This is a genomic window from Streptomyces sp. P9-A2 (genome assembly GCF_036634175.1).
Classification (GTDB): Bacteria; Actinomycetota; Actinomycetes; order Streptomycetales; family Streptomycetaceae; genus Streptomyces; species Streptomyces pratens.
The window spans coordinates 3,553,841-3,576,719 of the sequence record NZ_JAZIFX010000001.1 but is presented as its reverse complement, the minus strand read 5'-3'; the positions used below and the strand labels follow the sequence as shown (position 1 = coordinate 3,576,719).

Here is a 22,879-nt window from a genome sequence, read left to right as displayed (position 1 = left end):
GGTCGCTTTTGGAGCGAGGTCCGACAACTGCGCTCAACTCGCGCTCACTATATGAGAGTTTGTGATCGGCTTGGGAAGAATCCGGTTCCGGTTTTCGGGAGGGAGCCAAGCGGGTGCCGCGCGGGGACGGGTGCCGCGCGGGGACGGGTGCCGCGCGGGGACGGGTGCCGCGCGGGGACGCGGCCGGGCACGGGGCGGGCGCGGCCGGGCACGGGGCGGGCACGGCCGGCGGCGCCCCGCCGGTCCCCGAGGCATCCTGAGAACATGACGGATCTGCGGGAACTGCGGGCAGGGCTGCGGGCGGCCGTGCGCGGCGAGGTGGATTTCGGCACCACCGCGCGGGCGCTGACGACCATGGACGCCTCCAACTACCGCCGGGTACCGCTCGGCGTGGTGGCTCCCCGGGACGCCGACGACGTGGCGGCGGCGCTGTCGGTCTGCCGGACGTACGGCGTCCCCGTGGTGCCGCGCGGCGGCGGCACGTCGATCGCGGGACAGGCCACCGGAACCGGTGTGGTGCTCGACTTCACCCGGCACATGAACCGCCTGCTCTCCCTCGATCCCGAGGCCCGCACGGCCGTCGTGCAGCCCGGTCTCGTCCTCGACCGGCTCCAGGAGGCCGCCGCCCCGCACGGGCTGCGCTTCGGCCCCGACCCCTCCACCCACGGCCGCTGCACCCTCGGCGGCATGATCGGCAACAACTCCTGCGGCTCCCACTCCGTCGCCTGGGGCACGACGGCGGACAGCGTGCGGCACCTGTCGGTGCTCACCCCGCGCGGTGAGCGGCTGCCGCTGGGACAGGCGTGGGCCGGGGCCCCGGCGGGACTGCGGGAACTGGCCGAGGGCGAACTCGCCCGCCTGCGCACCGGCTTCCCCGAACTGCCCCGCCGTATCTCCGGATACGCCCTGGACGCCCTGCTGCCCGAGAAGGGCGCCGACGTCGCCCGCTCCTTCTGCGGCTCGGAAGGCACCCTGGGCGTGCTGACGGAGGCGGTCGTGGACCTCGTACGGGCGCCCCGCGCGTGTGCGCTCGCCGTGCTGGCGTACGCCGACGAGGCCGGGGCCGCCGAGGCGGCGGCCGGACTGCTGGAGCACGGGCCGCTGACCGTGGAGGGCATGGCGGCCGACCTGGTGCCGTCCGCGGCGGATCTCCCGCGCGGAGGGGCCTGGCTGTTCGTGGAGACCGGCGGGGACACGGAGGGGGAGGCACGCGCGCGTGCGGAGACGATCGTCCGCGCGGCGGACGTCCTGGACGCCCTGGTGGTCACCGACCCCGCCCGGCAGCGGACGCTGTGGCGGATCCGGGAGGACGCGTCCGGCACGGCGACCCGGATGCCGGACGGGACCGAGGCCTGGCCCGGCTGGGAGGACTGCGCGGTACCGCCCGCCCGGCTCGGCGCGTACCTGCGGGACTTCCGGAACCTGCTGGCCGAACACGGACTGCGCGGCGCCCCGTACGGGCACTTCGGCGACGGCTGCATCCACGTCCGGATCGACTTCGACCTGCTGACCGGGCCGGGCATCGCCCGCTTCCGCCGCTTCTCCGAAGAACTGGCCGACCTGGTCGTCGCGCACGGCGGCTCGCTCTCCGGCGAACACGGCGACGGACAGGCGCGCGCCGAACTGCTGCCGCGCATGTACGGCCCGGACATGGTGGCCCTCTTCGAGCGCGTGAAGGGCGTCTGGGACCCGGACGACCTGCTCAACCCGGGGATGCTGGTGCGCCCCGCGCCCCTGGACGCGAACCTCCGCTTCTCCGTCCTGCCGCGCGAACCGGTGGACGTCGTCTTCGGCTACCCGTCCGACGGCGGCGACTTCTCGGCGGCCGTCCGCCGCTGCGTGGGCGTCGCCAAGTGCCGTACGACGTCGGTGCCGGGGCCGGCGGTGATGTGCCCCTCCTTCCGGGCGACGGGCGAGGAGGAGCACTCCACGCGCGGCCGCGCCCGCCTGCTGCACGAGATGCTCGCCGGCGAGCTGGTGACCGACGGCTGGCGCTCCACGGAGGTACGGGACGCCCTGGACCTGTGCCTGTCCTGCAAGGGCTGCCGCTCGGACTGCCCGGTCGGGGTCGACATGGCCACCTACAAGGCGGAGTTCCTCCACCACCACTACGCCGGCCGCCGCCGTCCCGCCGCCCACTACGCGATGGGCCGGCTGCCGGTGTGGCTGGGCTGGGTGGCACGGACGAGGTCGGCGGGGCTGGTCAACGGCCTGGCCTCGGTGCGCCCGCTCGCCCGGGTGGCGAAACGGCTGGGCGGGATCGCGGAGGAGCGGGAGATCCCGCGGGTGGCGGGGGAGACGTTCACGCGGTGGTGGCGGGGGCGGAGCGCCGCCGTGCCCGCCGGTGCCGGAAGCGGCGACGGGACCGGCTCCGACCCCGGTCCCGGTCCCGACCCCGGTCCCGGTCCCGACCCCGGTCCCGGCTCCGGGGGCGGAGCCGGGGTCGGTGACCTGGTGGTTCTGTGGCCGGACACCTTCACCGAACACCTCTCGCCCTCCGTGGGACAGGCCGCCGTACGGGTTCTGGAGGCGGCGGGCCTGCGGGTGGTCCTGCCGCCGACGCTGCGACTGGACGGGCGCCCGGTGGGGGACGGCCGCTCACGTTCGGCGGCACGGCTGCTGACGGCCCGTCGGAGCCGGGTCTGCTGCGGCCTCACCTACATCTCCACGGGCCAGCTCGACCACGCCCGCGCGGTGCTGCGCCGCACCCTCGACCTGATGGAACCGGTCCTGGCCACCGACGCCCCGGTCGTCGTCCTCGAACCGAGCTGCGCGGCGGCCCTGCGCACGGACGCGCCGGAACTGCTGCACGACGACCCCCGCGCGGCGCAACTCGCCGCGAGGGTTCGCACCTTCGCGGAGACCCTGGAGCAGTACGCGCCGCACTGGGCCCCGCCCGCACTGGACCGCCCGGTCACCGGACAGACCCACTGCCACCAGCACGCGGTCCTCGGCGACGCGGCCGATCACCGTCTGCGCACGGCGGCGGGCCTCACCGGCGAACTGAGCGGCGGCTGCTGCGGACTCGCGGGCAACTTCGGCTTCGAGGAGGGCCATTACGAGGTGTCCACGGCCTGCGCGGAGGACCAGCTCCTGCCGGCGGTGAGGCAGGCGCCGGACGGGGCGGTCGTCCTGGCCGACGGCTTCTCCTGCCGGACGCAGCTGGAACAACTGGCGGGAGTGCGGGGCAGGCACCTGGCGGAGGTACTGGCGGAGGCCCTGGACTGAGAAACCGTGAGCAGTCACCGTCCTCATGTCCGCGACGCGCTCGGACGAGCCCCCGCAGCCGTTGCTTCCGGTTCTCCACCACCCGCAGGGCGCCCGGGCGGGGCCGCCGCCGGTTCGGCGCATCCCCGGCCAGGACGTCGCCCGGTTGCGTCACCGTTTCACGCTTCCGTGGCCAAGGCTTCTCCCGTCGGCCCTTGCGCCCTTGCGTCCCTGAGCCCTTGAGCCCTTGAGCCCTTGAGCCCTTGAGCCCTTGAGCGTCCGAGCAGGTCGGCCTCTCCATGGCGCTTCCGAGCGATCCGTTGCCGGCCGGGCGCGGCCCACTTGTCAGGCCGTGAGGCTGTCGTCCTCGGCCGGCTCGTCCTGGGCCATCAGGCCGGCCACCCACAACGGCATCAGCCAGTGCGCCACGAGGACCGCGATGAGTACCGGTGCCGCGTACGCCGTGGGAGCGCTGCCGTCGGCCGCACCCACGATCAGCAGGACGACCGCGGTGGCGGCGAGGAGGAGGGTCATCACCCGGTGGGCGCGGGCCCGCACCCGGGCGCGTTCGGCGGACTGGCGTTCGTCCAGCGCTCGTTCACGCAGTTCGAGCAGACCACGGGTGGCCGCGTTGATCGCCCCGGTCGCGACCATCCACGGCAGCAGCAGCACCGCCATGACGGCGAGGGACCAGACCGGTTCCCCCTCCGCGAGGTAGGGGTAGGCCATGAGCCCGCCGATGGCCGTAGTCAGCAGCAGGTGCGCGGCGACGACCAGGCGCCGGCGGGCGGCCGTGGCGTACAGCGGGCGGCCGTGGCGGTCGTTCATGAGCCGCAGCATGCCGTGGTCGTAGCGCGTCAGCGGTGTGGTGGTCATGAAGGCTTCCTCCCGTAGATCTCATCCGTGAGCGGCCGGAACGGCTCGAGCGAGAACAGGGCCTCCACCGGAAGCTCGAAGAACCGCGCGATCTTCAACGCCAGGTCGAGGCTCGGGTTGTACTGCCCCCGCTCGATATAGCCGATGGTCTGGTAATGCGCTCCCACCGCCTCGGCCAGGCCCTGCCGTGACACCTTCCGCTCGGCACGCACCATGGCCAGTCTGTTGTGCACCTGCTCGCTCATGTATAAGAAGTACTACATGGCGGGTGAGTGATGCAACGAGGGGTCTCGAACCGCAGGGGGCGAACCCGGCAAGTAGCGGGCCCGAGCTACCGGAGCCCCGGGGCGGTGCCTCAGGGGACCGTCTCGCCCCGTATCAGCGGCCCGCACACCGGCTGGATGTCCTCGGGGAGGTCGTCCGGGCGGCACCAGCGGGCCTCCAGGATCTCGAAGGGGTCCAGGCGCAGCTCGCCGCCCAGCAGCCGGGCCTCGTAGGCCACTTCCAGGCGGCGGGTGCGGAAACCGCTGTTCAGCATCACGAGGCGGCCCGCCTCCACGTCGAGGCCGGTCTCCTCCTTGACCTCGCGCACCACGGTCTGCCGGAAGTCCTCGTCCTTGTGCGCGAAGCCGCTCGGCAGGCCCCACTGACGGCCCGGTGGCCACATCCGGTGCTGGAGCAGCAGCACCCTCTCCTCGTCGTCGCGCACGACGCCGGTCACCCCGACCACGAACTTGGCGTTCAGGAACCACATGAGGCGGCTCTGGACGGGGCGCAGGAGTCGCCAGAGACGGGCAATGAGTCGTCGCACGGGGCCTCGGGAGGTAGGAGCGGGGCGGACAGGGCTTCCCTGGTGGGGACGGTACCCGTCCCGGTGCCCGCCCTTCGCCTGCCGACACCTCCGACACCTCCGACAGCTCCGGCGCCCCTGCCATGTCCTCTCGAACCGGACCTCTCCGGCCGGTGTCACCGACTGCTGCTAGAACTGTGCGCACCCCAGTCGCCGACACCCGAGGACCCGCAGTGGATTTCCCAGCTGATGTGCCTCAACACCCTTGTTCGCAGATCACTTGAACAATTTCCACGGGCTTCCCGTCCTGACCTTCCCGCAGGAGTCCTCCGGTTGCACCCTGCCGGCCGATCCCGCTTCCGTGGCGTGGCGCATGCGGAGCGGCCTGTACGGCGGGGACGAGGATTCGGACGAGTACTGGAAGCGCTTCACCGAGACCGTGCCGCTGGAGCGGGTGCGCGCGCTCGTCATCGGCTCCGCGTGGTACGGATCCGATGGCTGGCCGGCCGAGACGATCGACATGCTCGTCGAGGCGAGCCCCCGGCTGACCGGCCTGGAAGCGCTGTTCCTCGGTGACGTCCACTTCGAGGAGAGCGAGATCTCCTGGATGGAACAGTCCGATGTCGCTCCCGTGCTGGAGGCATACCCCCGGCTGCGGGAGCTCGGTGTGCGCGGCGGCAACGGTCTCGAGTTCCCCGTCGTCCGCCATGAAGGACTGCGCACCCTGCGCTTCGAGACCGGCGGGCTGCCCGCCTCGGTCACGCGCAACGTGGCCGCGTCCGACCTGCCGTCCCTGGAGTGCCTGGAGCTGTGGCTGGGCGACGAGTACTACGGCTGCGACACCACCCTGGAGGACCTCCGGCCGCTGCTCACCGGTGAGCGGCTGCCCTCCCTGCGCCACCTGGGGCTGCAGAACAGCCAGTTCCAGGACGAGATCGCGGCCGCCGTGGCCCACGCCCCGGTCGTGGCCCGGCTCGCATCCCTGAGGCTGTCGATGGGCGCGCTCGGCGACGAGGGTGCCGCGGCCCTGCTGAGCGGGCAGCCGCTCAGCCACCTGCGCTTCCTCGACCTGCACCACCACTACCTCAGCGACGCCATGATGCTGCGGGTCCGGGAAGCCCTCGAACCGGCGGGCGTGCGGGTGGATCTGTCCGAACAGGAGAAGGACGTCGAGGAGGACGAGGGCGCCCGTTACGTCGCCGTCTCCGAGTGACTTCCTCTTCCCGGCCCGTCCCCGGCCCGTCCCCGGCCCGTCCTTCGACCGGGGGGACCGGAGAGCGACGGATCTCCCGGAGGTGCTCGGTCCGTATGACGGACGAAATTGACCCGGGCGGGGCGGGGGACTCATCGTCAGGTACGTAGAAGCATCACGGTGCTGACCGAGGTCATACCCTGGACCGGAAAGTCCACCGCGATGCACCGTTGCCGAGGGGGCCTCCGCTTCCTTCTCCCAGCCCGAGGAAGGCGCCGTGACGACGTCCAGTGCTGCCACCCCGTCCGCCCCGGCCGCCGTACCCGGGGCGGCTCCGGGACATGCGCCGGAGGCGGTGGGCGCCCCGCGCGGGCGCGGATCCCTGGGGCCGGTCGGACTGGTCCTGGCGGGCGGGATATCCGTCCAGTTCGGCGGCGCCCTCGCGGTGACGCTGATGCCACGGGCCGGTGCGCTCGGCGTCGTGACGCTGCGCCTGCTGGTGGCCGCGATCGTGCTGCTGGTGGTGTGCCGGCCCCGGCTGCGGGGACACTCGCGCGCCGACTGGACCACGGTGATCGTCTTCGGGCTCGCGATGGCCGGGATGAACGGCCTCTTCTACCAGTCCGTCGCCCGCATCCCCCTCGGCACGGCGGTCACCCTGGAGGTCCTCGGCCCGCTCGCCCTCTCCGTCCTGGCCTCCCGGCGGGCCGTCAACTTCCTGTGGGCGGGACTCGCCCTGGCCGGTGTCGTCCTGCTCGGCGGCGGAAGCTTCGGCAGCCTCGACCCCCTGGGTGTCGTCTTCGCCCTGGGGGCCGGCGTCATGTGGGCGGCCTACATCGTCTTCAGCGCGCGGACGGGCCGCCGCTTCCCGCAGGCCGACGGGCTCGCCCTCGCCATGGGCGTGGCGGCGCTGGTGTTCCTGCCGCTGGGCATCGCCGAGTCCGGTACGAAGCTCGTCGAGCCGACGACTCTCGCCCTGGGCGCGGCGGTCGCGGTGCTCTCCTCCGTCCTCCCGTACACCCTGGAACTCCTCGCCCTGCGCCGACTGCCCGCCTCCACCTTCGCCATCCTGATGAGCCTGGAACCGGCCATCGCCGCGGCGGCCGGCTTCCTCATCCTCAGCCAGGCCCTCACCCTCACCGAGGCCGCCGCCATCGCCCTGGTCATCGCGGCGAGCATGGGGGCGGTACGGACACAGGTGGGGCGGGGGCGGGCGAGGACACTCCCGGAGCGGTCCGCCTGAGCCCCTTCTTCGGGAGAGGAGCCCCCGGGGCGCGGAGGGGGCGAAGTGCCGGCGTGCGGGGTGGAAGGGGCCGGGTGTGTCCGGCCGGAGGGTTACGGTAGACTTGATCTTGAGCTGGTCGCCGGAGTTTCCGGTTGCCGGTCGTGCGTCGGTGGTCCAAGGAAAGACGCCCCGCTTCCTGCGGGGAGATGCAGGTGCAAGGCCTGCCCGGCGCTCGGACATGAGTCCCATCCCGCTTTCGGGATGGGACTCATATGTTTTTGCGTGGCCCGGCACATGAGGTGGCGGCTTCACCGCGAGAACGTCAGGTCGGGGTGGGCCGGCTCGGGAACCGGCAGCAGGTCTCCCGCCATGCCGGTACCGGGGAAGGCGTGCACGAGGCCCGCTTGCTCGGCCGCCGGATCGAGCGCTGCGCGCGCCTCGTCGTCGAGGAGATCCTCGAAGACCCACAGGAAACCCGGACTCCTCTTCGACCGCATGATCTCCGCCGCCTCGTTCAGGCGCTGCTTCACGAGTCCGGAGTCCGTGTCGTCGTCGGTCAGCGTGACGCAGTTCCAGAAGGGGAACCGGCAGTCGGCCCAGCGGACGGCGACGCCCGGGAGGTCGCGGACGTTTGCATCCGGGTTCCTGTCGAGCACCATGACGCGCCATGCGGCGGCGAGTTGTTCCATGATTCGATCGAGTCCGCGAGATCGTGCATGAGAAGCCCCCCAGTTCGTCGGGTACGCGAAGATCGTCCCAGTAGTGCGCGCCTCCCGTCCGTGGGAATCAACGATCCGCGGCGGATTCCGGGCCCGGAGCGGCGGAGCGCCGGAGCGGCGGGCGGCCCGTACCTCCTGCGATAAATCATGCAAGCGTGCTTGATTGTTATGAGTGCCCCTGCCATGCTCCACACCACATCGCGCCGCACACCGCCGTGCCCGTGCCCCGAGGGGAGCGCCATCGTGTCCGATCCGACGCCCGTGATCGACGATCTGCGTGAGGAGAGCGAGGAGGTCGACCGGCTCGTGGCCGGGCTCGGGCCGAAGGAGTGGGGGCTCGCGACGCCCGCCGCCGGGTGGAGCGTCGCCCATCAGGTCGCCCACCTCGCCTGGACCGACCGTTCCGCGCTGCTCGCCGTCACGGACGCGGAAGGGTTCCAGGGGCTGGTGGAGCAGGCGCTCGCCGCCCCGCACACCTTCGTCGACGAAGGCGCCGAGGAGTACGCGCGGCTCGCGCCCGCCGAACTGCTCGCGCGGTGGCGCGAGGGACGGGCGGCGCTGGAGAAGGGGTTGCGGTCCGCGCCCCCCGGCACGCGCTTTCCCTGGTACGGACCGCCCATGTCGGCGGCCTCCATGGCGACGGCCCGGCTCATGGAGACCTGGGCCCACGGGCTCGACATCGCGGACGCGATCGGTGTGTTGCGGCCACCCACCGACCGGCTGAGGCATGTGGCCTGGCTCGGGGTGCGGACCCGGGACTTCGCCTACGGGGCGCACGGGCTCACCCCGCCCGCCGACCCCTTCCGCGTCGAACTCGTCGCGCCGGGGGGTGAACTGTGGAGCTACGGCCCCGTCGACGCCCCGCAGCGCGTCAGCGGGCCCGCACTCGACTTCTGCCTCCTGGTCACCCAGCGCGCCCACCGCGCCGACCTCGCCCTCACCGCCGACGGGCCCGACGCCGACCGCTGGCTCGACATCGCCCAGGCCTTCGCCGGGCCACCCGGAGGCGGACGCCCGCCGAAGGGGGAGGGCGAGGACGGCGAGGGGGACACCCCGTGACGGCGCCCCTGCGGATCGGGAACGCCTCCGGGTTCTACGGGGACCGCTTCGACGCCCTGCGCGAGATGCTCACCGGCGGTGAGCTCGACGTCCTCACCGGCGACTACCTCGCCGAGCTGACCATGCTCATCCTCGCCCGCGACCGGCTCAAGGACCCCTCCGCCGGGTACGCCCGCACCTTCCTGCGGCAACTGGAGGAGTGCCTCGGCCTCGCCCACGAGCGGGGCGTCAAGATCGTCGCCAACGCCGGCGGGCTCAACCCGGCGGGGCTCGCCGGTGCCGTACGGGAGCTGGCCGGGCGGCTCGGCGTCCCGGTGCGGGTCGCGCACGTCGAGGGCGACGACCTCACCGCGCGGTACCCCGGCAGCCTCGCCGCGCACGCCTACCTCGGCGGCTTCGGCATCGCGGCCTGCCTGCGCGAGGGCGCCGACGTCGTCGTGACCGGGCGGGTCACCGACGCCGCCCTGGTCACCGGGCCGGCCGCCGCGCACTTCGGATGGGCGGAGACGGAGTACGACCGGCTTGCGGGGGCCGTCGTCGCCGGGCATGTGCTGGAGTGCGGAACCCAGGCCACCGGCGGCAACTACGCCTTCTTCGGCGAGCGGCCCCCCGGCGACCTCCTGCGGCCCGGCTTCCCGCTCGCCGAACTGCGCGAGGACGGCAGCAGCGTCATCACCAAGCACCCCGGTACCGGCGGCTTCGTCGACGCCGGCACCGTCACCGCGCAACTGCTCTACGAGACCGGCGGCGCCCGGTACGCCGGGCCGGACGTCACCGCCCGGCTCGACACCGTGCGGCTCACCCAGGACGGACCCGACCGGGTACGGATCGACGGGGTGCGCGGAGAGGCGCCGCCGCCCACGCTCAAGGTCGGGCTCAACCGGCTCGGCGGATTCCGCAACGAGGTCGTGTTCGTCCTCACCGGCCTCGACGTCGAGGCCAAGGCGGACCTCGTGAAGGAGCAGATGACCGGCGCGCTCGCCACGTCGCCGCCCGCCGAGACGCGCTGGGACCTCGTGCGTACCGACCGGCCCGACGCGGACACGGAGGAGACCGCGAGCGCGCTGCTGCGGCTCGTCGTACGCGACCCGGGGCAGGAGGCGGTCGGGCGGTCGTTGAGCGGGGCCGCCATCGAGCTGGCGCTGGCCAGTTACCCCGGATTCCATGTGATGGCGCCACCGGGGAAGGGCGCCCCCTATGGGGTGTTCGAGGATGTGTACGTCCCCCATGGCTCCGTCGACCATGTGGCCGTCCTCCACGACGGCCGTCGCATCCCTGTGGGCCCGCCTCACGACACCGCCGCCCTCGCGGACGTGCCGGAGCCGGAGCCGCCGGAGGTGCCGGAGCCCCTGGAACCCGGCCCGGCCCGACGCGCCCCCCTCGGACTGATCGCCGGTGCCCGCAGCGGGGACAAGGGCGGGAACGCCAACGTCGGGGTGTGGGCGCGGGACGACGACGCCTGGCGATGGCTCGCGCACGAGCTGACCGTCGAACGGTTCCGGGAGCTGATCCCCGAGGCCGCCGCACTGCCCGTCACCCGGCACGTACTGCCCCGCCTGCGCGCCCTGAACTTCGTCGTCGAGTCCCTCCTCGGCGAGGGCGTCGCCGCGCAGGCCCGTTTCGACCCGCAGGCCAAGGCGCTCGGCGAATGGCTGCGCTCCCGCCACCTGGACATCCCGGAGGCCCTCCTGTGACCGTCCTCGCATCCGCCCCGGACACCCCGGGCACCCCGGACGCCCCGGACGCCCCGGAGGTCCTCCGGTGACCGTCCTCCGATCCGCCCTGGACACGGCGGGCCCCGACCACCGGGCCCACCGCGAGGCCATGCTCGGCAAGCTCGCCGCCCTCGACACCGAACACGCCAAGGCGCTGGCGGGCGGCGGCGAGAAATACGTCGAGCGGCACCGCGGGCGGGGCAAGCTGCTCGCCCGCGAACGCATCGAACTGCTCCTCGACCCCGACACCCCCTTCCTGGAACTGTCCCCGCTGGCCGCCTGGGGCAGCGAGTACACGGTCGGCGCCTCCCTGGTCACCGGGATCGGTGTCGTCGAGGGCGTGGAGTGCCTGATCACCGCCAACGACCCGACGGTGCGCGGCGGTGCCAGCAACCCGTGGAGCCTGAAGAAGGCCCTGAGGGCGAACGACATCGCGCTCGCCAACCGGCTGCCGTTCATCAGCCTGGTGGAGTCCGGCGGCGCCGACCTGCCCTCGCAGAAGGAGATCTTCATCCCCGGCGGGGCGATCTTCCGGGACCTGACCAGGCTGTCGGCGGCCGGCATCCCGACCGTCGCCGTCGTCTTCGGCAACTCCACCGCCGGGGGCGCGTACATCCCCGGCATGTCCGACCACGTGATCATGGTCAAGGAGCGGGCGAAGGTGTTCCTCGGCGGTCCGCCGCTGGTGAAGATGGCCACCGGGGAGGAGAGCGACGACGAGTCCCTGGGCGGCGCGGAGATGCACGCGCGCGTCTCGGGCCTCGCCGACTACTTCGCCGTCGACGAACCGGACGCCCTGCGACAGGCCCGCCGGGTCGTGGCCCGTCTCAACCACCGCAAGGCCTACCCCGACCCGGGACCGGCCGAGCCGCCGAAGTACGACCCGGACGAACTGCTGGGCATCGTCCCCGGCGACCTGAAGATCCCCTTCGACCCGCGCGAGGTGATCGCGCGGATCGTCGACGGCTCCGACTTCGACGAGTTCAAACCGCTCTACGGGACCAGCCTGACCACCGGCTGGGCCGCCCTGCACGGCTATCCCGTGGGCATCCTCGCCAACGCGCGGGGGGTGCTGTTCAGCGAGGAGTCGCAGAAGGCCGCCCAGTTCATCCAGCTCGCCAACCAGCGCGACATCCCGCTGCTCTTCCTGCACAACACCACCGGCTACATGGTCGGCAAGGAGTACGAACAGGGCGGCATCATCAAGCACGGCGCCATGATGATCAACGCCGTCAGCAACTCGAGGGTCCCCCACCTGTCGGTCCTCATGGGCGCCTCGTACGGCGCCGGGCACTACGGCATGTGCGGACGGGCGTACGATCCGCGGTTCCTGTTCGCCTGGCCCGGCGCCAAGTCCGCCGTCATGGGCCCGCAGCAGCTCGCCGGGGTGCTGTCCATCGTCGCCCGGCAGTCGGCGGCGGCGAAGGGCCGGCCCTACGACGACGAGGCGGACGCGGCACTGCGCGCCATGGTCGAGCAGCAGATCGAGTCCGAGTCGCTGCCCATGTTCCTGTCGGGGCGGCTGTACGACGACGGCGTCATCGACCCGCGCGACACCCGCACCGTCCTCGGCCTGTGCCTGTCGGCCGTCCACACGGCGCCCTACGAGGGCGTGCGCGGTGGCTTCGGCGTCTTCCGGATGTGAGGGGAACATGGTGATCAGTACTGTCCTCGTCGCCAACCGTGGCGAGATCGCCTGCCGGATCGTCCGTACCTGCGGCGAACTGGGCATCCGGACGGTGGCCGTGCACTCGGACGCCGACCGGAACGCGCTGCACGCGCGCGTGGCGGACGCGTCCGTACGCCTTCCGGGAGCGGCGCCCGCCGACACGTACCTGCGCGGCGACCTCGTCGTGAAGGCCGCGCTCGCGGCCGGCGCGGACGCCGTGCACCCCGGCTACGGCTTCCTCTCCGAGAACGCCGGCTTCGCGCGCGCCGTCCAAGACGCCGGCCTGGTGTGGATCGGGCCGCCCCCGGAGGCGATCGAGGCGATGGCGTCCAAGACGCGCGCCAAGGAACTCATGGGCATCGCACCCCTGCGCGAGGTCACCGAGGCCGACCTGCCGGTGCTGGTGAAGGCGGCCGCGGGCGGCGGCGGACGCGGGATGCGCGTAGTACGCCGCCTCGCCGACCTGGACGCCGAACTGGCCGCCGCGCGCGCGGAGGCCGCGAGCGCCTTCGGCGACGGCGAGGTGTTCGTCGAGCCCTATGTGGAGGGCGGGCGCCATGTGGAGGTGCAGGTCCTCGCCGACACGCACGGCACGGTGTGGGCGCTCGGCACCCGGGACTGCTCCCTGCAGCGCCGCCACCAGAAGGTCATCGAGGAGTCCCCGGCACCCGGACTGACCGCGGAACTCACCGGCGAACTCCACGCGCTCGCCGTGCGCGCCGCCCGCGCGGTCGGCTACACCGGCGCCGGAACCGTCGAGTTCCTCGTTGCCGGGGGCCGGGCGCACTTCCTGGAGATGAACACCCGGCTGCAGGTGGAACACCCGGTCACGGAGGCCGTGTTCGGCCTCGACCTCGTCGCCGAACAGATTCGTGTCGCCGAGGGACACCGGCTCGACGGTGACCCGCCCTCCGCGCGCGGGCACGCCGTGGAGGCCCGCCTGTACGCCGAGGACCCCGCCCACGACTGGGCACCGCAGACCGGCCGCCTGCACCGCCTCGCCGTTCCCGGCGCGGTCCGCCTGGACACCGGGTTCACCGACGGCGACGACATCGGCGTCCACTACGACCCCATGATTGCCAAGGTCGTCGCCCACGCGCCCACCCGCGCGGAGGCGGTCCGCAGACTGGCCTCCGCCCTGGAACGGGCCGCGATCCACGGCCCCGTCACCAACCGGGACCTGCTCGTCCGCTCCCTGCGGCACCCGGAGTTCGCGGAAGGCCGCATGGACACCGGCTTCTACGACCGCCATCTGCCCGCGCTGACCGAACCGGCCCCCGACCCGTACGCCCCGCTCGTCGCCGCCCTCGCCGACGCCCACGGCCGCTCCCGGTTCGGCGGCTGGCGCAACCTGCCCTCGCAGCCGCAGGTCAAGCGGTACGCCCTGGCCGGCGAGGAGCACGAGGCACGCTACCGGCACACCCGGGACGGGCTCGCCGCCGACGGGGCCGGTGGGGTCGGCAGGGCCGGTGGGGCCGGTGGGGCCGACGGAGCCGGCGGGGTCCAGGTGGTGCACGCCGATCCCGGTCTCGTCGTGCTCGACGTGGACGGCGTCCGACGCCGGTTCGAGGTCGCCCGGTACGGCGACCGGGTGTGGGTCGACGGCACCGCCCTCACCGCCCTGCCCCGCTTCCCCGACCCCACCGCCCAGCTCGCGCCGGGCTCCCTGCTGGCCCCGATGCCGGGCACGGTCGTACGGGTCGCGGACGGACTGGCCGCCGGCGCCTCCGTACAGGCCGGAGAGCCCCTGCTCTGGCTGGAGGCGATGAAGATGCAGCACAGGATCTCCGCGCCGGTCACCGGAACACTGAGCGCCCTGCACGCGGCCGAGGGACAACAGGTGGAGGTCGGCGCCCTCCTGGCCGTCGTGGACCCCGACCGGCCCCCCGCCGCGGACACACCCTCCACCTGAGGCCCGCCGCGGAAACGGCTCGCACCCGAGAGACCCCGCCGCGAGCACAGTTCCACCTGCGACCCCGCCGAGAGCACAGTTTGCATGCACCTGCGACCCCGCCGTGAGAACCGCTTGCACCTGACGCGAAGCCCTTCCCCTAGGAGCGCTCATGCCCGTCATCGAATCCGAAGAGCACAAGGCCCTCCGTGCGGCCGTCTCCGCCCTCGGCAACCGCTACGGCCGCGCCTACTTCACCCGGACCGTCGAAGAAGGTGTGCCCGCCGCCGAACTCTGGGCGGACGCCGGCAAGCTCGGCTACCTAGGCGTCAACCTGCCCGAGGAGTACGGCGGTGGCGGCGGCGGTGTCGCCGAACTCTCCATCGTCCTCGAGGAGCTCGGCGCCGCCGGCTGCCCGCTCCTGCTGCTGGTCGTCTCGCCCGCCATCTGCGGCACGGTCATCGCCCGCTTCGGCACCGAGGCACAGAAACGGGAGTGGCTGCCGGGCCTCGCCGACGGCACCCGCACCATGGCGTTCGGGATCACCGAACCCGACGCCGGTTCCAACTCGCACCGCATCACGACCACCGCGCGCCGCGACCCCGACACCGGGGACTGGCTGCTCACCGGCCGCAAGGTGTTCGTCTCCTGCGTCGACGTCGCCGACGCCACCCTCATCGTCGGCCGCACCGAGACCGTGTCCGCCGAAGAGGGCCGCACGGGGAACCTCAAGCCGTGCCTGTTCATCGTCCCGCGCGACACCGAGGGCTTCCACCGCCGGAAGATAGACATGGAGCTCAGCGCCGCCGAGAAGCAGTTCGAGCTGACCCTCGACGACGTACGGCTGCCCGCCGGCGCCCTCGTCGGTGGGGGAGAGGACACGGGCCTGCTCCAGCTGTTCGCCGGGCTCAACCCCGAGCGGATCATGACGGCCGCCTTCGCGATCGGCATGGGCCGCTACGCCCTGGCCAAGGCCGTCGAGTACGCGCGGGAACGCACGGTGTGGAAGGCGCCCATCGGCGCGCACCAGGCCATCGCGCACCCTCTCGCGCAGGCGCACATCGAGCTCGAACTGGCCCGCCTGATGATGCAGAAGGCCGCCCACCTCTACGACGCCGGCGACGACGTGGGCGCGGGCGAGGCCGCCAACATGGCCAAGTACGCCGCCGCCGAGGCCTGTGTGAAGGCCGTCGACCAGGCCGTGCACACCCTCGGCGGGAACGGCCTCACGCGCGAGTTCGGCCTCGCCTCGCTGGTGACCGCAGCGAGGGTCTCCCGGATCGCCCCGGTGAGCCGGGAAATGATCCTGAACTACGTCTCCCACCAGACCCTGGGCCTGCCCAAGTCGTACTGAAAGGCGGGGCTTTCACCGGTCGGGACCAGGAGTGCCAGTGGTTCCGCGCAGCACCGGGCAGCGCCGGGCAGCGCCAAGTAGTGCTGAAGCAGGCGGCAACCAGTAGTACTGAGAGGCGTCACGGCATCTCCAGGAGTACCGAGTCGTACCGAACCGGCACAGCGTCGTGCGAGGAGGAACCATGTTCCGCAGCGAGTACGCAGACGTTCCACCCGTCGATCTCCCCATCCACGACGCAGTGCTCGCGCGCGCCGCCGAGTTCGGGAGCACCCCGGCACTCATCGACGGCACCGACGGCACCACCCTCACCTACGAGCAGGTGGACCGGTTCCACCGGCGCGTCGCCGCCGCTCTCGCCGAGACGGGCGTGCGCAAGGGCGACGTGCTCGCCCTGCACAGCCCCAACACGATCGCCTTCCCGCTCGCCTTCTACGCGGCCACCCGCGCGGGCGCGTCGGTCACCACCGTCCACCCGCTCGCCACCGCGGAGGAGGTCGGCAAGCAGCTGGCGGACTCCGGGGCACGCTGGATCGTCACCGTGTCCCCGCTGCTCCGGACCGCGCGCAGGGCGGCCGAACTCGCGGGCGGCGTCGAGGAGATCCTCGTCTGCGACAGCGCGCCCGGCCACCGCTCGCTGATCGACATGCTGGCCTCCACCGCCCCCGAACCGCAGGTCGCCATCGACCCCGCCGAGGACGTCGCCGCCCTGCCGTACTCCTCCGGCACCACCGGCACCCCCAAGGGGGTGATGCTCACACACCGTCAGATCGCCACCAACCTCGCCCAGCTCGAACCGCTGATCACCACCGGACCCGGCGACCGCATCCTCGCCGTGCTGCCGTTCTTCCACCTCTCTTGCCGGGCAGGGTGCCCGGTCCTTCGGGGCCGGGATGCATGCCCGTTCCCGCGGAGCTGGGCAGGAGGAGTCGCATCGCCTTCGGGGCGATCCGGCGTCCCGGAAGAGGACGGTGGCGGGCTCGGTCAGGGCAGGGGGGCGATGGTGCGTGGCCGGGGGCGGTGGCGGGGGTCGGTCGCTCGTTCGAGTGAGCCTGGTGGGAAGCGAAGAGGCGAGCGAGGGACGGAGCTAGGTTGGGCGGCATGTCACGTTTCCGGATGTACCCGACGGGTGAGCAGGCGGGCGTCATGCTCGGGCACTGCGCGCACGCCCGGTACGTGTGGAACCTGGCCGTCGAGCAGCACGCGCACTGGAAGTGGGGCCGCAGGTCCGCTCCCGGGTTCGCCGAGCAGTGCCGCCAGCTCACCGAGGCCCGGCGGGACAATGCGTGGCTGCGTGCCGGGAACGCGGACGTGCAGCAGCAGGCGCTGCAGGACTTCGCCAGGGCTAAGAACGCCCGGTTCGCCTCCGGGTTCGGCGAGCCGACCTGGCGCAGGAAGCATGTGCATGAGGGCTTCCGGGTGATCGGCACCGACCGCGTGCCGGAGTCCCATCCGGACGGTTCGCCGAGGCTGAACTCCCAGGGCAGGCAGGTCATGGGCCGCTCGGTGGTGGTGCAGAAACTCAACCGGCGCTGGGCGCGGGTGAAGGTGCCCGGCTGCGGCTGGGTCCGCTTCCGCCTCACCCGCACCGGGCTGCCCGCCGCGAAGACGTTCCGGGTCACCTTCCGCAACCAGCAGTGGCACATCGCCTTCGCGATCATCCCCGAACCGGTCGAGGCGCCCAGCACGGACGGGATCGTCGGTATCGACCGGGGTGTGACGATCACCGCCGCCCTCTCCGACGGGCAAAGGCTGAACTGCCCGCGGCTCACCACCCGCGAGCGGGCCCGGGTCCGCAAGCACCAGCGCCGCGCGGCCCGCGCGCCGAAGGGCAGCGAGGCCAAGGCCGCCGAGCACGCCAAGGTCGCCAGGATCAAGGCCCGGGAGGCGGACCGGCGCAAGGACTGGTGCGAGAAGACCTCCACCATGCTCGCCCGCACCTACCGTCTGATCCGGTTCGAGAAGCTGAACATCACGACCATGACCCGCTCGGCGAAGGGAACCATCGAACAACCTGGTACACGGGTGCGGCAGAAGGCCGGGCTGAACCGGGCGGTCCTCGCCCAGGGCTGGGGCCTGCTGCGCCGCCGGACCGGGGAGAAGGCGCCGGGCCGGGTCGAGGACGTGCCCGCCCCGTACACGTCGCTGCGGTGCAGTGCCTGCGGATGGATCGCGAAGGACTCGCGCAAGAGCCAAGCCGAGTTCGTCTGCGTGTCCTGCGGGTTCAGTTGCAACGCGGATGAGAACGCAGCGGTCAACGTCGCGGCAGGACAGGGCGGGATCCCCCGCCCCCGGCGGGCAGCCGGTGCCGGAGGGGTGACAGCGGCCACCGGCCGCTCGAGCGCCCGTGAACCTCGACCCGCCCGGGTCGGAATCCCCCTCTTTCAAGAGGGGGAGGATGTCAAATCTACGGCCTCACGGCCCTGATGAACGCACCCCTGCGCATGGGCGCCACCGTCGTCATCCTCTCGCGCTTCGACCTGGAGATGTTCCTGGCGGCCATCCAGAACCACCGCATCACCGGCCTGTACGTGGCTCCGCCCATCGTGCAGGCCCTCGCCAAGCACCCCCTGGTCACCGAGTACGACCTCAGCTCCCTGAATCACGTCATCAGCGCCGCCGCCCCCGGACTCACAAAGAGCGAGGTCATGATGCACGTCGCCGAACACGTCGCCCCGTACAAGCGGGTCCGCCAGGTCACGTTCCTCGACGCCGTCCCCCGCGCGGCCTCCGGGAAGATCCTGCGCCGCGAACTCAGGGCGCAGCACAAGGAGCTCTCGTGACCCTGATCGGCCGCACGCGCGCGCGGGGCGTCGAGACCCTCAGTCTCGACGCCCCCGAGCGCCGCAACGCCCTGTCCGCCGCCCTCGTCGCCGAACTGGCCGACGCGCTCACCGACGCCGGCCGGGACGGCGGTGTCCGCGTGGTCGTGCTCACGCACACCGGGAACACCTTCAGCGCGGGCGCCGACCTGCGCGACCCGCCGGCTCCGGAGGCACTGACCGGCCTGCTGCGCCGGATCGTCGAACTCCCGAAACCGGTCGTCGCGCGGGTCACCGGGCACGTCCGCGCGGGCGGTCTGGGACTGCTCGGCGCCTGCGACATCGCCGCCGCCTCGGACACGGCCACGTTCGCCTTCACCGAGGTCCGCATCGGCGTCGCCCCCGCCGTCATCTCCCTGCCGCTGCTGCCCCGCACCGACCCGCGCGCGCTCGCCCGCTACTACCTCACCGGGGAGCGCCTCGACGCCGTCGAAGCCGCCCGCATCGGCCTGCTCACCGCCTGCGGCGAGGACGTCGACGAGGTCCTCGCCCCCGTTCTCGACGGTTTGCGCCGAGCCGCCCCCGAGGCCCTGGCCGAGACGAAACGGCTGCTCACGGCTAGGGTGCTGGAGACCTTCGACCGGGACGCCGCCGACCTGACCGCGCTCTCGGCCCGCCTCTTCGCCTCCGCCACCGCGCGCGAGGGGATGACGGCCTTCCTCGAACGACGGGATCCGGAATGGACGGTGTGAGCACGACCGACCGCAGTGAACGCGGCGCTCTCGGTGACCGCAGTGAACGCGGCGCTCTCGGCGACCGTGCCGAACGCGCCGGCCGTGCCGAACGCGTCCCCAAGCAGGACCGCAGCCGGGTCACCCGGCAGCGCCTCCTGGAAGCCGCCGTGGCCTGCCTCGCGGAACACGGGTGGGCGGGCTCCACGGTCCTCGTCGTCGCCGAACGCGCGGGCGTCTCCCGGGGTGCGGCCCAGCACCACTTCCCGACCCGGGAGGACCTCTTCACGGCCGCCGTGGAGTACGTGGCCGAGGAACGCTCCACCGCCCTGCGTGCCCTCTTCCCCGACGGCACCGCCGCCGGCGACCGCCGTGCGGTGGTCACCGCCCTGATCGACCTCTACACCGGGCCTCTGTTCCGCGCCGCCCTCCACCTGTGGGTCGCCGCCTCCAACGAGGAACAGCTGCGGCCCCGCGTGACCGAACTGGAATCCCGCATCGGCCGCGAGAGCCACCGCGTCGCCGTGGAACTCCTCGCCGCCGACGAGACCCGTCCCGGCGTCCGCGAGACCGTCCAGGGCCTCCTGGACATGGCCCGCGGCCTGGGCCTCGCCACCCTCCTCACCGACGACGCGGCCCGGCGCGAACGGGTGGTACGGCAGTGGGCGGCCCTGCTGGACGGGGTACTGGGCCGAAGGCTCACGGACTGAGCCGTTCCACCCGCCAGCCGCCGTCCGGCCGGACCACGTACCGCAGGCGGTCGTGCAGTCGGTTCTCCCGGCCCTGCCAGAACTCCACCTCCCGCGGCGCCACCCGGAAGCCGCCCCAGTGCGGCGGGACCGGCACCTGCTCGCCCTCCGGATACCGGGTCGCCAGCTCCGCGTACGCCGCGTCCAGGTCCGTACGGTCCGCCAGGACCGACGACTGGCCGCTCGCCCACGCGCCCAGCTGCGAGCCGTGCGGCCGGGTGCGGAAGTAGGCGGCCGTCTCGTCCCGGCCGGTGCGCCGCGCGACTCCGGTGACGATGACCTGCCGGGCCATCGGATGCCACGGGAACAGCAGCGAGACGTACGGGTTCCCGGTCAGCTCGCGCCCCTTGCGGGAGTCGTAGTTCGTGTAGAACACGAACCCCCGCTCGTCGAAGTGCTTCAGCAGCACCGTGCGGGAGCTGGGCCGGCCCCGGGTGTCCGCCGTGGACACGATCATCGCGTTCGGCTCGAAGAGGCCGCCGTCCGTCGCCGCCTGCCCGAACCAGCGTGCGAACTGCTCGACGGGGGTGGCGGCCAGGCCGGTCTCGGAAAGCCCCTCGGCCCGGTACTGCTTGCGCATCGAGGCGAGATCGAGGGGGACAGCGTCTCGGTCGGTCACGCCGTCATCCTGCCGTATGCGAGGAGGGTGCGGGCAGGGTGTCCGCGGGTCGGGAGGAGAGGTCCGGAGGGAGGCCCGCCCGCGACAGTGTGGCACTGAGTGCCGCGAACCCTCCCCAAAAATGGCACTCAGGGATATCGTGCTGGGCAGTGGTCCGATTGGCTGGCTGCCAGCCGGGCATCACAGGGGTGACGTCCCGGACCGCGAGTCCTCGTGATGACGACCGCGGAGCCTTCGGACGCGCACCCACCTCGACAGACCGACCGGTTACCGACCGATCGACCCACCGACCGGCCGACGCGTGGTCGTCCCACCCGCACCATCACCCGTCGCCCACATCATGAGGAGCCGCCTGATGTCCGACTTCGTACCCGGGCTCGAAGGAGTCGTCGCGTTCGAGACGGAGATCGCCGAACCGGACAAGGAGGGCAGCGCCCTCCGGTACCGGGGCGTCGACATCGAGAATCTGGTCGGGCACGTCTCCTTCGGGAACGTCTGGGGCCTTCTCGTCGACGGTGCCTTCAACCCCGGCCTGCCGCCCGCCGAGCCCTTCCCGATCCCCGTCCACTCCGGTGACGTCCGTGTGGACGTCCAGTCCGCGCTCGCCATGCTGGCCCCCGTCTGGGGCCTGAAACCGCTCCTCGACATCGATGCCGGGCAGGCCCGCGACGACCTCGCGCGCGCCGCCGTCATGGCCCTCTCCTACGTCGCCCAGTCCGCGCGCGGCCAGGGCCGGCCCATGGTCCCGCAGAGCGAGATCGACAAGGCGGACTCCGTCGTCGAACGCTTCATGATCCGCTGGCGCGGCGAACCCGACCCCAAGCACGTCGCCGCCGTCGACGCGTACTGGACCTCCGCCGCCGAGCACGGCATGAACGCCTCCACCTTCACGGCCCGCGTCATCGCCTCCACCGGCGCGGACGTGGCCGCGGCCCTCTCGGGTGCCGTCGGCGCCATGTCGGGGCCCCTGCACGGCGGTGCGCCCTCGCGCGTCCTCGGCATGATCGAGGAGATCGAACGCACCGGGGACGCCGAGGCGTATGTGAAGCGGGTCCTCGACCGGGGTGAGCGCCTCATGGGCTTCGGCCACCGCGTCTACCGTGCCGAGGACCCCCGCGCCCGCGTGCTGCGCCGCACCGCGCGCGATCTCGGGGCCCCGCGCTTCGAGGTCGCCGAGGCACTGGAGAAGGCCGCCCTGGCCGAGCTCCACGCCCGCCGTCCCGACCGCGTCCTGGCCACCAACGTCGAGTTCTGGGCCGCCATCGTCCTGGACTTCGCCGAGGTGCCGGCCCACATGTTCACGTCGATGTTCACCTGTGCCCGTACCGCGGGCTGGTCGGCCCACATCCTCGAGCAGAAGCGCACCGGCCGCCTGGTCCGCCCCTCCGCCCGCTACATGGGCCCCGGCAGCCGCGACCCGAAGGAGATCGAGGGCTACGCGGACATCGCCGACCGGGCCTGAGCCCTCGGAGCCCGACGGGAGCCCGGATTCCGATGGTCCGGGGCTCCCCGAAACGCAGACGACCCGCGAGCCTGGTCCTCCGGAGGAGGGCCGGCCGGACGTACCGGCGGCTCGCGGGTCGGGCGACTGCGTGGATTGGGCCGGTCGCGTGCATCACGCACACGCTGGTCCGGCGCCGAACCGAGTACGGCGACGGGCTACTGGCCCGCAGCCACCTCTTCCGTCCGGTATGAATACATCTGCCGAACCACCTCCTTTCCGGAATACCGCCACTCTAGGAACCACCCCGCCGTCCGATCAACCGGTTTTTCGAGATATTGACCGTTGGACGTGTCGCTCCTGGTCACCTACCGTGCGGCGGATGGGAGACACGGGGCGGCGGGCGATCGTGAGCGGGTCGGAGTTCGAGGAGCGGATCGGCTACGCGCGGGCCGTGGTGGACGGAGACCGGGTGTACGTGTCCGGGACCACCGGGTTCGACTACGCGACCATGACGATCCCCGACGGCGTGGTCGAGCAGGCCGAACAGTGCCTGCGGAACATCGAAGCGGCCCTGGACGAGGCGGGATGCACCTTCGCCGACGTGCTGCGGGTGCGCTATCTGCTGCCCGCGCGGGAGGACTTCGAGCCGTGCTGGCCCGTGCTCAGGCGCCGCTTCGGCGAGGTCCGGCCCGCGGCCACCATGCAGGTGTGCGAGCTCGCCGACCCCCGGATGCGGATCGAGATCGAGGTGGACGCCCGGCGGGGGAGCGGAGGGAGGCCGCACGGCGGCGGCTGAGACAGGGGCGAGGGCGGCGGGCGGGCCGGGCGTGACCGCGTGCGGAATGCCGGTGGCATACAACGATTTTCTCGATGTTGCGGG

At 72.6% G+C, this 22,879-nt stretch carries 18 protein-coding genes and 3 pseudogenes; 16 read left to right on the top strand and 5 right to left on the bottom strand.

Annotated features, from left to right (window positions below):
* The first annotated feature begins 264 nt into the window (after positions 1-264).
* A complete protein-coding gene (locus tag V4Y04_RS16105) occupies positions 265-3,228 on the top strand; it encodes an FAD-binding and (Fe-S)-binding domain-containing protein (RefSeq protein WP_332428700.1) in 2,964 nt (987 codons plus the stop codon).
* A 324-nt stretch (positions 3,229-3,552) separates the two neighbouring features.
* Here the strand turns inward: V4Y04_RS16105 and V4Y04_RS16100 are convergent, their stop codons facing one another.
* From V4Y04_RS16100 to V4Y04_RS16090, 3 genes are all read right to left on the bottom strand, one after another.
* The gene (locus tag V4Y04_RS16100; protein WP_332428699.1) at positions 3,553-4,083 is read right to left on the bottom strand and encodes a hypothetical protein; all 531 of its coding nucleotides are present in this window, start codon (positions 4,081-4,083) and stop codon (positions 3,553-3,555) included.
* Positions 4,080-4,328 carry a helix-turn-helix transcriptional regulator gene (locus V4Y04_RS16095; RefSeq protein WP_332428698.1) on the bottom strand — a complete coding sequence of 83 codons (249 nt, stop codon included), beginning with the start codon at positions 4,326-4,328 and terminating at the stop codon, positions 4,080-4,082. The genes V4Y04_RS16100 and V4Y04_RS16095 overlap by 4 nt, the downstream gene beginning before the upstream one ends.
* Before the next feature lie 110 nt (positions 4,329-4,438).
* Complete coding sequence (locus tag V4Y04_RS16090; RefSeq protein ID WP_332428696.1) at positions 4,439-4,894, bottom strand: NUDIX hydrolase; 456 nt, start codon at positions 4,892-4,894, stop codon at positions 4,439-4,441.
* 259 nt (positions 4,895-5,153) lie between these two features.
* Between V4Y04_RS16090 and V4Y04_RS16085 the strand changes: the two genes are divergently transcribed.
* Both V4Y04_RS16085 and V4Y04_RS16080 read left to right on the top strand, forming a co-directional pair.
* Complete coding sequence (locus V4Y04_RS16085; RefSeq protein ID WP_332428694.1) at positions 5,154-6,086, top strand: STM4015 family protein; 933 nt, start codon at positions 5,154-5,156, stop codon at positions 6,084-6,086.
* 256 nt (positions 6,087-6,342) lie between these two features.
* A complete protein-coding gene (locus tag V4Y04_RS16080) occupies positions 6,343-7,308 on the top strand; it encodes an EamA family transporter (protein ID WP_332428692.1) in 966 nt (321 codons plus the stop codon).
* A gap of 293 nt (positions 7,309-7,601) precedes the next feature.
* On the opposite strand, the pseudogene V4Y04_RS16075 reads toward V4Y04_RS16080, so the two are convergent.
* Positions 7,602-8,008: pseudogene (locus V4Y04_RS16075) on the bottom strand (GNAT family N-acetyltransferase); the annotation flags it as partial.
* Positions 8,009-8,252: 244 nt separating this feature from the next.
* On the opposite strand from V4Y04_RS16075, the gene V4Y04_RS16070 reads away from it, so the two are divergent.
* The 11 genes and pseudogenes from V4Y04_RS16070 to V4Y04_RS16025 all read left to right on the top strand — a co-directional run bounded on the left by V4Y04_RS16070 (position 8,253) and on the right by V4Y04_RS16025 (position 19,897).
* On the top strand, positions 8,253-9,068 hold the full coding sequence (locus V4Y04_RS16070; protein ID WP_332428691.1) for a TIGR03084 family metal-binding protein: 816 nt from the start codon (positions 8,253-8,255) through the stop codon (positions 9,066-9,068).
* A complete protein-coding gene (locus V4Y04_RS16065; RefSeq protein WP_332428690.1) occupies positions 9,065-10,762 on the top strand; it encodes an acyclic terpene utilization AtuA family protein in 1,698 nt (565 codons plus the stop codon). The genes V4Y04_RS16070 and V4Y04_RS16065 overlap by 4 nt, the downstream gene beginning before the upstream one ends.
* Before the next feature lie 67 nt (positions 10,763-10,829).
* Positions 10,830-12,428, top strand: a complete 1,599-nt coding sequence (locus V4Y04_RS16060; protein WP_332428688.1) for an acyl-CoA carboxylase subunit beta — start codon at positions 10,830-10,832, stop codon at positions 12,426-12,428.
* A gap of 10 nt (positions 12,429-12,438) precedes the next feature.
* A complete protein-coding gene (locus V4Y04_RS16055; protein ID WP_332432866.1) occupies positions 12,439-14,364 on the top strand; it encodes an acetyl/propionyl/methylcrotonyl-CoA carboxylase subunit alpha in 1,926 nt (641 codons plus the stop codon).
* 151 nt (positions 14,365-14,515) lie between these two features.
* Positions 14,516-15,697, top strand: coding sequence for an acyl-CoA dehydrogenase family protein (locus tag V4Y04_RS16050; RefSeq protein ID WP_332428687.1), 1,182 nt, complete (start codon positions 14,516-14,518; stop codon positions 15,695-15,697).
* 181 nt (positions 15,698-15,878) lie between these two features.
* Positions 15,879-16,607 (top strand): annotated as a pseudogene (locus V4Y04_RS16045) (AMP-binding protein); the annotation flags it as partial.
* Between the two features lie 188 nt (positions 16,608-16,795).
* Positions 16,796-18,121: an RNA-guided endonuclease InsQ/TnpB family protein gene (locus V4Y04_RS16040; RefSeq protein WP_332428685.1), complete on the top strand. Its 1,326-nt coding sequence runs from the start codon at positions 16,796-16,798 to the stop codon at positions 18,119-18,121.
* Positions 18,100-18,321, top strand: a pseudogene (locus tag V4Y04_RS37765) (AMP-binding protein); the annotation flags it as partial. The gene V4Y04_RS16040 and the pseudogene V4Y04_RS37765, both read left to right, overlap by 22 nt.
* A gap of 21 nt (positions 18,322-18,342) precedes the next feature.
* Positions 18,343-18,477 (top strand): hypothetical protein, encoded by a 135-nt coding sequence (locus V4Y04_RS37760; protein WP_443080179.1) that lies wholly within the window; start codon positions 18,343-18,345, stop codon positions 18,475-18,477.
* A complete protein-coding gene (locus V4Y04_RS16030; protein WP_332428683.1) occupies positions 18,474-19,208 on the top strand; it encodes an enoyl-CoA hydratase family protein in 735 nt (244 codons plus the stop codon). Before V4Y04_RS37760 ends, V4Y04_RS16030 begins: the two co-directional genes overlap by 4 nt.
* Positions 19,196-19,897 (top strand): TetR/AcrR family transcriptional regulator, encoded by a 702-nt coding sequence (locus V4Y04_RS16025; protein WP_332428681.1) that lies wholly within the window; start codon positions 19,196-19,198, stop codon positions 19,895-19,897. Before V4Y04_RS16030 ends, V4Y04_RS16025 begins: the two co-directional genes overlap by 13 nt.
* Here V4Y04_RS16025 and pdxH read toward each other — a convergent pair.
* On the bottom strand, positions 19,887-20,555 hold the full coding sequence (gene pdxH / locus V4Y04_RS16020) for a pyridoxamine 5'-phosphate oxidase (RefSeq protein WP_332428680.1): 669 nt from the start codon (positions 20,553-20,555) through the stop codon (positions 19,887-19,889). The genes V4Y04_RS16025 and pdxH overlap by 11 nt on opposite strands.
* Before the next feature lie 355 nt (positions 20,556-20,910).
* Here pdxH and V4Y04_RS16015 point away from each other — a divergent pair, with 355 nt between their 5' ends.
* Both V4Y04_RS16015 and V4Y04_RS16010 read left to right on the top strand, forming a co-directional pair.
* The gene (locus V4Y04_RS16015) at positions 20,911-22,017 is read left to right on the top strand and encodes a citrate synthase 2 (RefSeq protein WP_332428678.1); all 1,107 of its coding nucleotides are present in this window, start codon (positions 20,911-20,913) and stop codon (positions 22,015-22,017) included.
* 361 nt (positions 22,018-22,378) lie between these two features.
* On the top strand, positions 22,379-22,795 hold the full coding sequence (locus tag V4Y04_RS16010) for a RidA family protein (protein WP_332428677.1): 417 nt from the start codon (positions 22,379-22,381) through the stop codon (positions 22,793-22,795).
* Positions 22,796-22,879 lie beyond the last annotated feature (84 nt).

Coding starts and splice junctions, on each gene's coding strand:
- V4Y04_RS16105 (WP_332428700.1), top strand. CDS start 265: ATGACGGATCTGCGGGAACTGCGGGCAGGGCTGCGGGCGGCCGTGCGC.
- V4Y04_RS16100 (WP_332428699.1), bottom strand. CDS start 4,083: ATGACCACCACACCGCTGACGCGCTACGACCACGGCATGCTGCGGCTC.
- V4Y04_RS16095 (WP_332428698.1), bottom strand. CDS start 4,328: ATGAGCGAGCAGGTGCACAACAGACTGGCCATGGTGCGTGCCGAGCGG.
- V4Y04_RS16050 (WP_332428687.1), top strand. CDS start 14,516: ATGCCCGTCATCGAATCCGAAGAGCACAAGGCCCTCCGTGCGGCCGTC.
- V4Y04_RS16040 (WP_332428685.1), top strand. CDS start 16,796: ATGTCACGTTTCCGGATGTACCCGACGGGTGAGCAGGCGGGCGTCATG.
- V4Y04_RS37760 (WP_443080179.1), top strand. CDS start 18,343: ATGATGCACGTCGCCGAACACGTCGCCCCGTACAAGCGGGTCCGCCAG.
- V4Y04_RS16025 (WP_332428681.1), top strand. CDS start 19,196: ATGGACGGTGTGAGCACGACCGACCGCAGTGAACGCGGCGCTCTCGGT.
- V4Y04_RS16015 (WP_332428678.1), top strand. CDS start 20,911: ATGTCCGACTTCGTACCCGGGCTCGAAGGAGTCGTCGCGTTCGAGACG.
- V4Y04_RS16010 (WP_332428677.1), top strand. CDS start 22,379: ATGGGAGACACGGGGCGGCGGGCGATCGTGAGCGGGTCGGAGTTCGAG.